Source organism: Streptococcus infantis (assembly GCF_047460825.1).
GTDB classification, from domain to species: Bacteria; Bacillota; Bacilli; order Lactobacillales; family Streptococcaceae; genus Streptococcus; species Streptococcus infantis_V.
The window spans coordinates 179,403-191,038 of sequence record NZ_JASHFO010000001.1; the positions used below are offsets into that span (position 1 = coordinate 179,403).

12 protein-coding genes are annotated in these 11,636 nt (G+C 40.3%); 11 read left to right on the top strand and 1 reads right to left on the bottom strand.

What is annotated here, in order from left to right:
- Positions 1-29 precede the first annotated feature (29 nt).
- The 8 genes from yabA (at position 30) to QM911_RS00905 (ending at position 6,366) form a co-directional block, all read left to right on the top strand.
- Positions 30-347 (top strand): DNA replication initiation control protein YabA, encoded by a 318-nt coding sequence (gene yabA, locus QM911_RS00870; RefSeq protein ID WP_001034369.1) that lies wholly within the window; start codon positions 30-32, stop codon positions 345-347.
- A gap of 2 nt (positions 348-349) precedes the next feature.
- Positions 350-1,228 carry a 16S rRNA (cytidine(1402)-2'-O)-methyltransferase gene (gene rsmI, locus QM911_RS00875; protein WP_075228691.1) on the top strand — a complete coding sequence of 293 codons (879 nt, stop codon included), beginning with the start codon at positions 350-352 and terminating at the stop codon, positions 1,226-1,228.
- A 134-nt stretch (positions 1,229-1,362) separates the two neighbouring features.
- Positions 1,363-2,697: a methylenetetrahydrofolate--tRNA-(uracil(54)-C(5))-methyltransferase (FADH(2)-oxidizing) TrmFO gene (gene trmFO / locus QM911_RS00880; RefSeq protein ID WP_414312813.1), complete on the top strand. Its 1,335-nt coding sequence runs from the start codon at positions 1,363-1,365 to the stop codon at positions 2,695-2,697.
- 86 nt (positions 2,698-2,783) lie between these two features.
- Positions 2,784-3,518 carry a UMP kinase gene (pyrH, locus tag QM911_RS00885; protein ID WP_000433488.1) on the top strand — a complete coding sequence of 245 codons (735 nt, stop codon included), beginning with the start codon at positions 2,784-2,786 and terminating at the stop codon, positions 3,516-3,518.
- 9 nt (positions 3,519-3,527) lie between these two features.
- Positions 3,528-4,085 carry a ribosome recycling factor gene (frr, locus tag QM911_RS00890; RefSeq protein WP_001262232.1) on the top strand — a complete coding sequence of 186 codons (558 nt, stop codon included), beginning with the start codon at positions 3,528-3,530 and terminating at the stop codon, positions 4,083-4,085.
- A gap of 60 nt (positions 4,086-4,145) precedes the next feature.
- Positions 4,146-5,000 carry an RNA-binding virulence regulatory protein CvfB gene (gene cvfB, locus QM911_RS00895; protein WP_414257697.1) on the top strand — a complete coding sequence of 285 codons (855 nt, stop codon included), beginning with the start codon at positions 4,146-4,148 and terminating at the stop codon, positions 4,998-5,000.
- Positions 5,001-5,008: 8 nt separating this feature from the next.
- A complete protein-coding gene (locus tag QM911_RS00900; protein ID WP_001232087.1) occupies positions 5,009-5,224 on the top strand; it encodes a YozE family protein in 216 nt (71 codons plus the stop codon).
- A 155-nt stretch (positions 5,225-5,379) separates the two neighbouring features.
- Entirely contained in the window at positions 5,380-6,366 is a 987-nt protein-coding gene (locus QM911_RS00905; RefSeq protein WP_414312814.1) for a PhoH family protein, read from the top strand.
- 163 nt (positions 6,367-6,529) lie between these two features.
- On the opposite strand, the gene ald is transcribed toward QM911_RS00905, so the two are convergent.
- The gene (ald, locus tag QM911_RS00910; protein ID WP_414312815.1) at positions 6,530-7,639 is read right to left on the bottom strand and encodes an alanine dehydrogenase; all 1,110 of its coding nucleotides are present in this window, start codon (positions 7,637-7,639) and stop codon (positions 6,530-6,532) included.
- Between the two features lie 168 nt (positions 7,640-7,807).
- Between ald and QM911_RS00915 the strand changes: the two genes are divergently transcribed.
- The 3 genes from QM911_RS00915 (at position 7,808) to QM911_RS00925 (ending at position 11,288) form a co-directional block, all read left to right on the top strand.
- Entirely contained in the window at positions 7,808-8,377 is a 570-nt protein-coding gene (locus QM911_RS00915) for a GNAT family N-acetyltransferase (RefSeq protein WP_414312816.1), read from the top strand.
- 66 nt (positions 8,378-8,443) lie between these two features.
- A complete protein-coding gene (locus QM911_RS00920) occupies positions 8,444-9,085 on the top strand; it encodes a helix-hairpin-helix domain-containing protein (RefSeq protein ID WP_414312817.1) in 642 nt (213 codons plus the stop codon).
- Positions 9,069-11,288: a ComEC/Rec2 family competence protein gene (locus QM911_RS00925; protein WP_414312818.1), complete on the top strand. Its 2,220-nt coding sequence runs from the start codon at positions 9,069-9,071 to the stop codon at positions 11,286-11,288. The genes QM911_RS00920 and QM911_RS00925 overlap by 17 nt, the downstream gene beginning before the upstream one ends.
- The last annotated feature ends 348 nt before the right edge of the window (positions 11,289-11,636 follow it).

The window sequence follows — 11,636 nt, forward strand, 5'->3', positions numbered from 1 at the left end:
AGTGAAGATAGATTATAGAAAGGGCTGTAATGAATAAAAAAGAATTATTTGATGCTTTAGATGACTTTTCACAGCAATTGTTGGTAACCTTGGCAGACGTCGAAGCTATCAAGAAAAATCTCAAGAGTTTGGTAGAGGAAAATACAGCTCTTCGTTTAGAAAATGATAAACTGAGAGAACGTTTGGGAGAGGTTGAGGAGACTGCTCCAGCCAAAACGAAACATGTAAGGGAAAATGTCCGTCGCATTTATGAGGACGGTTTTCATGTTTGCCGTGACTTTTATGGTCAACGTCGAGAGCAAGATGCGGAATGCATGTTTTGTGATGAGTTGTTATTTAGGGAGTAAGTATGCAGATTCAAAAGAGTTTTAAGGGACAATCTCCCTATGGCAAGCTTTATCTAGTAGCAACGCCAATCGGTAATCTAGATGACATGACTTTTCGCGCTATTCAGACCTTGAAGGAGGTCGACTGGATCGCGGCAGAAGATACTCGTAATACTGGACTTTTACTCAAGCATTTTGAAATCTCAACCAAGCAAATCAGTTTTCATGAGCATAATGCCAAGGAAAAAATTCCTGATTTGATTGAGTTGTTGAAGCAAGGTCAAAATCTTGCCCAAGTATCTGATGCAGGGATGCCTAGTATTTCTGACCCGGGGCATGATTTGGTCAAGGCTGCCATTGAAGAAGATATCGCAGTTGTCACGGTTCCAGGAGCTAGTGCAGGAATTTCTGCCTTGATTGCCAGCGGCTTGGCACCACAACCCCACATCTTTTATGGTTTTCTACCACGAAAATCTGGTCAGCAAAAGCAATTTTTCGAAGCGAAAAAAGCTTATCCAGAGACTCAGATTTTCTATGAGTCACCTCACCGTGTGGCAGATACGCTAGAAAATATGCTAGAAGTCTATGGTGATCGCTCGGTGGTCTTGGTTAGAGAATTGACTAAAATCTTTGAAGAATACCAACGTGGAAAAATTTCAGAATTACTGGAAAGCATCGCTGAAACACCTCTCAAAGGCGAGTGCCTTATAATCGTAGAAGGTGCTAGTCAAGATGTTGAGGATAAGGATGAAGAGGATTTATTTTCTGAAATTCAAGAGCGTATCCAGCGAGGTATTAAAAAAAATCAAGCCATTAAGGAAGTTGCGAAGATTTACCAATGGAACAAAAGCCAGCTCTATGCTGCCTACCACGAATGGGAAGAACATCAGGAAAACAACTAGACAGGGAAGTTTGCCTTCTTCCCTTTTTTTGTTATACTAGAAGAAGAAAAAAATAGAAAGATTTGTGGGTGTCAAACAGTCTAGTGACTTGTTCTGGAATGAACTTAAGTTTCACCCAAAGAGGTATTAGTGTCGTGTCTCAATCTTATATCAATGTTATCGGTGCGGGCTTGGCGGGTTCTGAAGCAGCATACCAAATCGCAGAGCGTGGTATTCCAGTTAAACTTTATGAAATGCGTGGTGTCAAGTCAACACCTCAGCATAAAACTGACAATTTTGCAGAATTAGTGTGTTCTAATTCCTTGCGTGGAGATGCTCTTACAAATGCTGTCGGTCTCCTCAAAGAAGAAATGCGTCGCTTGGGTTCTCTTATCTTGGAATCTGCTGAAGCAACTCGTGTTCCTGCTGGTGGTGCCCTTGCGGTGGACCGCGATGGTTTCTCTCAAATGGTTACTGAAAAGATTGCCAACCATCCCTTGATTGAGGTCGTTCGTGACGAAATTACAGAATTGCCGACGGATGTTATTACTGTTGTCGCTACTGGTCCCTTGACCAGCGATGCTCTGGCTGAAAAGATTCATGCTCTTAATGACGGCGATGGTTTCTATTTCTACGATGCGGCAGCGCCTATTGTGGATGTTAATACGATTGATATGAGCAAGGTTTATCTCAAGTCTCGTTATGATAAGGGAGAAGCCGCTTATCTCAACGCTCCCATGACCAAGCAGGAGTTTATGGATTTCCATGAAGCCTTGGTCAATGCAGAAGAAGCACCGCTCAATTCCTTTGAAAAAGAAAAGTACTTTGAAGGCTGTATGCCTATCGAAGTTATGGCCAAACGTGGCATTAAAACTATGCTTTATGGTCCTATGAAACCAGTCGGTTTGGAGTATCCAGACGACTACACAGGACCTCGTGATGGAGAATTTAAAACACCTTATGCGGTTGTGCAACTTCGTCAGGATAATGCAGCTGGTAGCCTATACAATATTGTTGGTTTCCAGACCCACCTCAAATGGGGAGAACAAAAGCGTGTCTTCCAAATGATTCCAGGCCTTGAAAATGCTGAGTTTGTTCGTTATGGTGTGATGCACCGCAATTCTTATATGGATTCACCAAATCTTCTGGAGCAGACCTACCGTTCTAAGAAACAGCCAAATCTCTTCTTTGCTGGTCAGATGACGGGTGTGGAAGGCTATGTTGAGTCAGCGGCATCAGGTCTAGTAGCTGGTATTAACGCAGCTCGTCTTTTCAAGGGAGAAAGTGAGGCTATTTTCCCAGAGACTACAGCTATCGGTAGTTTAGCTCATTATATCACTCATGCTGATAGCAAGCATTTCCAACCCATGAATGTCAATTTCGGAATTATCAAGGAATTGGAAGGCGACCGCATTCGTGATAAGAAGGCTCGTTATGAAAAAATTGCAGAGCGTGCCTTGGCTGATTTGGAAAACTTTTTATCCGTTTAAAATTTTCAAAAGAATAACTCATGAGACTATAAAATTCTCAAAAAATGTGATAAAATAGTTTGAATAAAATAAAGGAGCGAAGTCAGGTGGAACCCAAATATAAACGTATTTTGATTAAGTTATCAGGTGAGGCCCTTGCTGGCGAGCGTGGTGTCGGAATTGATATCAAAACTGTTCAAGCAATGGCTCAAGAAATTCAAGAAGTACATAACTTAGGAATTGAGATTGCTCTCGTAATCGGAGGAGGAAATCTCTGGCGTGGAGAACCTGCTGCAGAAGCTGGAATGGATCGTGTACAAGCAGATTATACAGGAATGCTTGGAACCGTTATGAATGCTCTTGTGATGGCAGATTCATTGCAACAAGTTGGTGTGGATACACGTGTTCAAACAGCTATTGCCATGCAACAAGTAGCAGAACCTTACGTTCGTGGTCGTGCCCTTCGTCATCTTGAAAAAGGACGCATTGTTATCTTTGGTGCGGGAATTGGTTCACCATACTTCTCAACAGATACAACAGCAGCCCTTCGTGCAGCTGAAATTGAAGCGGACGCTATCTTGATGGCTAAGAATGGGGTTGATGGTGTCTACAATGCTGATCCTAAAAAAGATAAGACAGCCGTTAAATTTGAAGAGTTGACTCACCGTGATGTCATTAACAAAGGGCTTCGTATCATGGACTCAACAGCTTCTACACTTTCAATGGATAATGATATTGACTTGGTAGTTTTCAACATGAACCAACCAGGAAATATTAAACGTGTTGTATTTGGTGAAAATATCGGAACTACAGTTTCAAATAATATCGAAGAAAAGGAATAAGAAATCATTATGGCAAACGCAATCGTAGAAAAAGCAAAAGAGAGAATGACTCAATCTCATCACTCACTTGCTCGTGAGTTTGGAAGTATTCGTGCTGGCCGTGCTAATGCTAGCTTGCTTGACCGCATCCACGTTGAGTACTATGGTGTTGAAACACCACTTAACCAAATTGCTTCTATCACAATCCCAGAAGCGCGTGTTTTGTTGGTAACACCATTTGACAAATCATCTTTGAAAGATATCGAACGTGCTTTGAATGCTTCAGACCTAGGTATCACACCAGCTAACGATGGTTCTGTTATTCGTTTGGTAATCCCAGCTCTCACAGAAGAAACTCGTCGCGACCTCGCTAAAGAAGTGAAAAAAGTCGGTGAAAATGCTAAAGTTGCTATCCGTAATATCCGTCGTGATGCTATGGACGAGGCTAAGAAACAAGAAAAAGCAAAAGAAATCACTGAAGACGAATTGAAGACTCTTGAAAAAGATATTCAAAAAGCAACAGACGATGCTGTAAAACACATCGACGAAATGACTGCCAATAAAGAAAAAGAAATCTTGGAAGTCTAAGAAATAAACAGAAAAACTCAGTTGGCATTGCTGGCTGAGTTTTATTCGAAAGAAGGAAATATGAATACAAATCTTGCAAGTTTTATCGTTGGACTCATCATCGATGAAAATGACCGTTTTTACTTTGTTCAAAAGGATGGTCAAACATATGCTCTAGCTAAAGAAGAAGGTCCCCATACAGTTGGTGATACGGTCAAAGGTTTTGCTTATACAGACATGAAGCAAAAACTACGTTTGACAACTATAGAGGTCACTGCAACTCAGGACCAATTTGGTTGGGGAACCGTAACAGAGGTTCGTAAGGATCTTGGTGTTTTTGTTGATACAGGATTACCAGACAAGGAAATCGTTGTGTCACTAGATATTCTCCCTGAACTCAAGGAACTCTGGCCTAAGAAGGGCGACAAACTCTACATCCGTCTTGAAGTAGACAAGAAGGACCGTATCTGGGGAATCTTAGCTTATCAGGAAGACTTCCAACGATTGGCTCGTCCTGCCTACAATAACATGCAGAATCAAAATTGGCCAGCCATTGTTTACCGTCTTAAGCTATCAGGAACTTTTGTTTACCTACCAGAAAATAACATGCTTGGTTTTATCCATCCTAGCGAGCGTTACGCAGAACCTCGTTTGGGGCAAGTGTTAGATGTACGTGTTATTGGCTTCCGTGAGGTGGACCGCACACTTAATCTTTCACTTAAACCTCGCTCTTTTGAGATGTTGGAGAACGATGCGCAGATGATCTTGACTTACTTGGAAAGTAATGGTGGATTTATGACCTTAAATGACAAATCTTCACCAGATGACATTAAAGCAACTTTTGGTATCTCGAAAGGTCAGTTTAAAAAAGCACTCGGTGGTTTAATGAAAGCTGGAAAAATTAAACAAGACCAGTTTGGTACTGAATTAATTTAGGGAGGCTTATGAGAAAATCATTTTATACTTGGCTGATGACCGAGCGCAACCCTAAAAGCAATAGTCCCAAAGCAATTTTAGCGGATCTTGCCTTTGAGGAATCCGCCTTTCCGAAACATACAGATGATTTCGATCAAGTGAGTCGTTTTTTAGAGGAACATGCTAGCTTTTCCTTTAATATGGGAGACTTCGATCGTATCTGGCAGGAATATTTAGAACATTAAGTCTACTTGATGAGGTTTGGGGATAGTAATTTCTCAGCCTCTTTGCTATAATATAGTCATTCAGTTTAACTTTTACTAGCTTCTAATCGACTTTTTAACTACTAAAAGAAAACGAAACATTTTATAAAATTAAAAGAGTTAGAGAGGTTCTTTGTTTGAAGGAACATTCAATAGACATTCAGCTTAGTCATCCAGATGATTTATTTCATCTTTTTGGTTCTAATGAGCGCCATCTTCGTTTGATGGAGGATGAGTTAGGTGTCATCATCCACGCTCGTACAGAGATTGTACAAGTCTTGGGGGAGGAGTCGGCTTGTGAGGAAGCCCGCCAAGTTATCCAAGCCTTGATGGTTTTGGTCAATCGTGGAATGACTGTTGGAACTCCGGATGTGGTGACAGCCATTACAATGGTTAAGAATAATGAAATCGATAAGTTTGTCGCCCTTTATGAAGAAGAGATTATCAAGGATAATACAGGTAAGCCCATCCGTGTTAAAACCTTGGGTCAAAAGCTTTATGTGGATAGTGTCAAACAACACGATGTGACCTTTGGTATTGGGCCGGCAGGGACAGGTAAAACCTTCCTAGCAGTGACCTTGGCTGTTACAGCTCTTAAACGTGGTCAAGTCAAGCGTATTATCCTGACTCGTCCAGCAGTAGAAGCTGGAGAAAGCTTGGGATTTCTTCCAGGAGATCTCAAGGAAAAGGTAGACCCTTATCTTCGACCTGTCTATGATGCCTTGTACCAAATTCTTGGGAAGGACCAAACAACTCGTCTCATGGAGCGAGAAATTATTGAGATTGCGCCTTTGGCCTACATGCGTGGACGTACTCTGGATGATGCCTTTGTCATCTTGGACGAAGCGCAAAATACGACCATCATGCAGATGAAGATGTTCTTGACACGTCTTGGATTCAATTCAAAAATGATTGTCAATGGTGATATTAGTCAGATTGACCTCCCCCGTAATGTTAAGTCAGGTTTGATTGATGCCCAAGAAAAACTTAAGAACATTCACCAGATCGACTTTGTACACTTCTCAGCCAAGGATGTGGTTCGCCATCCAGTCGTTGCTCAGATTATCAGAGCCTATGAACCTCGACCTGTCAAAGCTGAAGAAAGTGAAGAAGAAAGAGAATAGTAAAAAAGAGCAGTGGAAGCGCTGCTCTTATTTTTGTAGTTTTATACTCATCGAAAATCTCTTCAAACCACGTCAGCTTCACCTTGCCGTACTCCAGTACAGCCTGCGGCTAGCTTCCTAGTTTGCTCTTTGATTTTCATTGAGTATTAATTTATAAATCATTTTAGACAAGTTCACTGATTGCAGTGAAGTCACGTTCCAAGCCTTCTGCAACAGGCTGGCTGGTGAGGTATCCTTGATAGGTTGTCACACCTTCAAGCAAGCCTGCGTCTTCTAGGATAGCTTTCTTAAATCCTTTTCCTGCCAAGGCTTCGATATATGGAAGAGTAACATTTGTAAGGGCGATCGTAGATGTGCGAGCAACTGCTCCAGGAATGTTAGCAACGGCATAGTGAAGAACACCGTGTTTTTCATAGACAGGCTCATCATGGGTTGTCACACGGTCAGCTGTTGCAATAACACCACCTTGGTCTACAGCAACGTCTACGATGAAAGAACCAGGACGCATTTGTTGTACCATTTCATCTGTCACCAATTTTGGAGCTTTGGCACCAGGAATCAAGACAGCACCGATAACAACGTCTGCTTCACGCACACTTGCTTCGATATTAAATGGGTTAGACATCAAAGTTTGGATTTGGTGACCAAAGACATCTTCTAGGACAGAGAGGCGTTTAGCACTGATATCAAGAATGGTTACTTGAGCTCCCAAACCAAGAGCGATGCGAGCTGCGTGTGTACCAACAACACCACCACCGATGATGGTTACTTTTCCTTTTGGAACACCAGGGACACCACCGAGTAGAACTCCTGAACCACCAGCTTGTTTCGTCAAGAAGTGGGCTCCGATTTGGACTGCCATACGACCAGCAACTTCACTCATTGGAACGAGAAGTGGAAGTTGTCCTTGAGTATCACGGACAGTCTCATAAGCAACACCAGTTGTTTTAGCTGCAAGCATAGCATCAGCCAATTCTGGAGCAGCTGCCATGTGTAAGTAGGTGAAGAGAAGTAAATCCTCACGCAAGAACTGGTACTCACTAGCAAGCGGTTCCTTGACTTTAACAACTAATTCTGCAGCCCAGGCTTCAGCAGTTGCGACAATTTCAGCTCCTTGCTTTTCATAGTCAGCATCAGTAAAACCAGATCCAAGTCCAGCATTCGTTTCGATGAGGACACGGTGGCCACGTCCAACGAGACTTTGTACACCAGCAGGTGTCAGAGCAACACGATTTTCATTATTTTTAATTTCCTTTGGAATTCCAATTAGCATAGAGATAACTCACTTTCTATTAAGCGTTTCGATTTATGTATCACATCATTCTTCAGAGTTTTTGTGATGACTTTATTGTATATGAAACCGCTTTAAATTGCAAGAAAAACTTGTAAACCTATTTCTTTTATGTTATTCTTTTAGCAACCTATTTTCGGAGGTGAAATCATGGAATCACTATTTATCGAACTAGCCAAGCATCAAATTATCGAAACTGAACGCTTAGTACTTAGACCTGTGACACTTGATGATGCAGAAGCCATGTTTGAATATGCTTCAAACCAGGAAAATACGCGCTACACTTTCCCGACCAATCAAAGTCTGGAGGAAACCAAGAATAATATTGCTCAATTTTATCTAGCTAATCCATTGGGCCGATGGGGAATTGAACTAAAAGGTACTGGAGAGTTTATCGGAACTATTGACCTGCACAAGATGGATACTGTTCTTAAGAAGGCAGCCATTGGTTACATTATCAATCAAAAATATTGGAATCAAGGTTTGACGACAGAAACGAACAGAGCTGTAATTGAACTGGCTTTTGAAAAGATTGGGATGAATAAGTTGACGGCCCTTCACGATAAGGATAATCCTGCATCAGGAAAGGTCATGGAGAAATCAGGCATGCGCTTTTCTCACGAAGAATCTTATGCTAGAATGGACAAGAAAGAACCAGGTCGAATCGTAACAAGAGTTCATTATGTCTTAACCAAGGAAGATTATTTTGCAAATAAGTAAGCAGTTGAAAAGATTTTTCAGCTGTTTTTTTCTTTCTCTTACGAATAAGCTAAGAGAGGAGAAAATATGGAAGAACTTATTGAGAAAATTAAAGAATATAAAATCATTGTCATCTGTGCTGGTTTGGGTTTGGTCTTAGGTGGATTTTTTCTCCTAAAACCAGTCGCTCAAACACCTGTCAAGGAAAGTAATTTGCAGTCTGAAGTTATAGCTGTTCCAAAGGATTCAACGGATGTAAAGGAAGATGGAAATCAGAAGGAAGAGGTGGTGGAGCAAGATCTGATTACTGTCGATGTCAAAGGGGCTGTCAAAACACCAGGGATTTATGATTTGCCAGTTGGAAGTCGTATCAATGATGCTGTTCAAAAAGCTGGTGGCTTGACAGATAATGCAGACAGTAAGTCTATCAATCTTGCACAGAAAATTAGTGACGAAGCACTTGTCTATGTTCCGACTAAGGAAGAAGCTATCAGTCAAGATACACATTCAAATGCTTCCAACACCAAAGAAAATAAGAAAGTTAATCTTAATAAAGCCAGTTTAGAGGAACTGAAACAAGTCAAAGGCTTAGGTGCTAAACGTGCTCAAGATATTATCGACCATCGTGAGTCCAACGGTAAGTTTAAGTCAGTTGATGAGCTCAAAAAGGTTTCTGGTATTGGCGCAAAAACGATAGAAAAGTTAAAAGAGTATGTTACAGTGGATTAGTCGCTTTTCAATTCCAAAAATCTATCTCAGCTTTCTCTTGCTCTGGCTTTACTATACAATTTTTTCAGCTAGTTTTCTAGCACTTTTGGGCTTTGTCTTTTTACTAGTCTGCCTCTTTTTCCAATTTCCATGGAAAACTGTGACTAAGGTTCTCTTGATTTGTGGACTTTTTGGGAGTTGGTTTTTATTTCAAAAATGGCAGCAAGAAGAAGCCAGTCGGAATCTTGTAGACACGATTGATACAGTTCGAATCTTGCCTGACACCATCAAGGTAAATGGTGATAGCTTATCTTTTCGTGGCAAGGCTGAAGGTAGACTCTTTCAAGTTTATTATAAACTCCAGTCAGAAGTTGAAAAGGAAAAATTTCAGCAGTTGTCTGATCTGCATGAAATGGTTGTAAAAGGTAAGCTAGCTAGTCCACAAGGAGTCAGTAATTTTGCGGGATTTGATTATCGGAACTATCTCAAAACTCAAGGAATTTATCAGACCTTGACTATATCTGAAATTATTGAGTTAAAGAAATCAAGTAGTTGGGATATCGGAGAAAATCTATCAAGCTTGAGGAGAAAAGCAGTTGTCTGGATAAAAAGGAATTTTCCCGATCCCATGCGCAATTATATGACAGGTCTTTTATTGGGACATTTAGATACAGACTTTGAGGAAATGAATGAACTTTATTCCAGCCTAGGGATTATTCATCTTTTTGCTTTGTCTGGAATGCAGGTCGGATTTTTCATGAATGCTTTTAAAAAGTCACTCTTGCGATTGGGCTTGACACAAGAGAAGTTCAAATGGCTAGCTTATCCCTTTTCTTTGTTTTATGCAGGCTTGACAGGATTTTCAGCTTCAGTTATTCGTAGTCTTCTACAAAAGCTATTGGCTCAGCATGGCTTTAAGTCACTGGATAATTTTGCTTTAACGATTCTTATTCTATTTCTTATCATGCCGAACTTTTTCTTAACTGCTGGGGGAGTTCTTTCCTGTGCTTATGCCTTTATCCTGACAATGACTGGTGAGGAAGTAGCAGGTATAAAAGGTTTGGTTAGAGAGAGTTACATTATTACCTTGGGAATTCTGCCAATTTTATCATTTTACTTTTCTGAATTTCAACCGTGGTCCATTCTCTTGACCTTTGCTTTTTCATTCTTATTTGATATGGTTCTGTTACCACTCTTATCGATTCTCTTCTGTCTGTCATTTATATATCCCATCATCCAGTTCAACTTTCTCTTTGAATGGTTAGAAAACATCATACGCTATATTTCTCAGCTATCTACGAGGCCCCTTGTTTTCGGCCAACCGAGTCTTTGGATTTTAATCCTTCTTTTGATTTCTTTAGCTCTCATCTATGACTATCGAAAGAATTTGAAAAAAATATCTATGCTTGTCATAGTTGCCATCTCATTCTTTTTAGTAACCAAGCATCCACTAGAAAATGAAATCACAGTCCTAGATATGGAACAGGGGCGAAGCATTTTCCTAAGAGATATGACAGGAAAGACCATTCTATTGGATGTCGAAGAAAAGTCTGAAACTGAAAAGAAAGAAGCCTGGAAGGAGAAAGCTATTACCAGCAATGCCAAACGTAGTTTAATTCCTTATCTGAAAAGTCGAGGAGTGACCAAGATTGATCAGCTTGTTTTAACGAAAAGTGAACCTAAGCAACTAGATCATGTGTTGGAAATCAGTAAAGCCTTCAATCTTGGAGAGATTCTAGTAACTGAAGAAACTTTATCTAAGAGAGAATTTATGGATAAGCTGAAGGAGAGCAAAGTCAAGGTAGGGGATATCAAAACAGGACAGCAGTTGTTTATTTTTGGGAGTAGTTTGGAAGCAATCACTAGCCAAAATAGCGATGAAAAGGACTCAATGGTCTTGTATGGAAAGTTACTAAATCAAACCTTTCTAGTTACTGGAAATATAGAGGAAAAGTTTTTGACGAGTCATTCCTCAAAACTCCAAGCAGATGTAGTAATAACTCATCAGCAAACATCGAAGAAAAAGAGAGATGTAGAAGTCTTCAAAACCTTACAACCTAAAATCACGGTCATTTCGGTAGACAAGAAAAAATCATTTAAAGTTAAAAATGGGGAGAATAACCAAGAAGATAAAGAACTTGAGAATTTGGTATTAAAAACTGACAAAAAGGGTGCTATACGTTTTAAAGGCTGGACTACTTGGAATGTTGAAACTGTTCAATAAGGTTTTCAGAGAAAACTAAACATTAAAAGCTAAATTCCCAAACTAACTTCCATCGCCAATAAAAGTGGAAGTTAGTCTGATAAAAATCGTAAAAACCAGTGGAAATCCGTGTCAGGGTAAGTTCCACTGGTTTTACTAATGCTTGATTTCATCGTTTTTGTAGCCGAAAAGAATCGAAAAAAAGAGCGCACAAAATCCTCTCATCTGAAAGCGTTTCAGATTAAGTTCCGCTATGGTGGAAGTTAGTGTGAGACGTTTGAATGGGGTTGAAGGTTAGTTTTTAGATCTTATGTTGGAGTAATTTAGACGACTGACAGACGTCTTCTGCAGGTATTTTAGAAATGCCGA

Excerpts from the sequence above, each read along its gene's own strand:
- yabA (WP_001034369.1), top strand. The coding sequence starts at position 30 with ATGAATAAAAAAGAATTATTTGATGCTTTAGATGACTTTTCACAGCAA.
- rsmI (WP_075228691.1), top strand. The coding sequence starts at position 350 with ATGCAGATTCAAAAGAGTTTTAAGGGACAATCTCCCTATGGCAAGCTT.
- frr (WP_001262232.1), top strand. The coding sequence starts at position 3,528 with ATGGCAAACGCAATCGTAGAAAAAGCAAAAGAGAGAATGACTCAATCT.
- cvfB (WP_414257697.1), top strand. The coding sequence starts at position 4,146 with ATGAATACAAATCTTGCAAGTTTTATCGTTGGACTCATCATCGATGAA.
- QM911_RS00900 (WP_001232087.1), top strand. The coding sequence starts at position 5,009 with ATGAGAAAATCATTTTATACTTGGCTGATGACCGAGCGCAACCCTAAA.
- ald (WP_414312815.1), bottom strand. The coding sequence starts at position 7,639 with ATGCTAATTGGAATTCCAAAGGAAATTAAAAATAATGAAAATCGTGTT.
- QM911_RS00915 (WP_414312816.1), top strand. The coding sequence starts at position 7,808 with ATGGAATCACTATTTATCGAACTAGCCAAGCATCAAATTATCGAAACT.
- QM911_RS00920 (WP_414312817.1), top strand. The coding sequence starts at position 8,444 with ATGGAAGAACTTATTGAGAAAATTAAAGAATATAAAATCATTGTCATC.
- QM911_RS00925 (WP_414312818.1), top strand. The coding sequence starts at position 9,069 with ATGTTACAGTGGATTAGTCGCTTTTCAATTCCAAAAATCTATCTCAGC.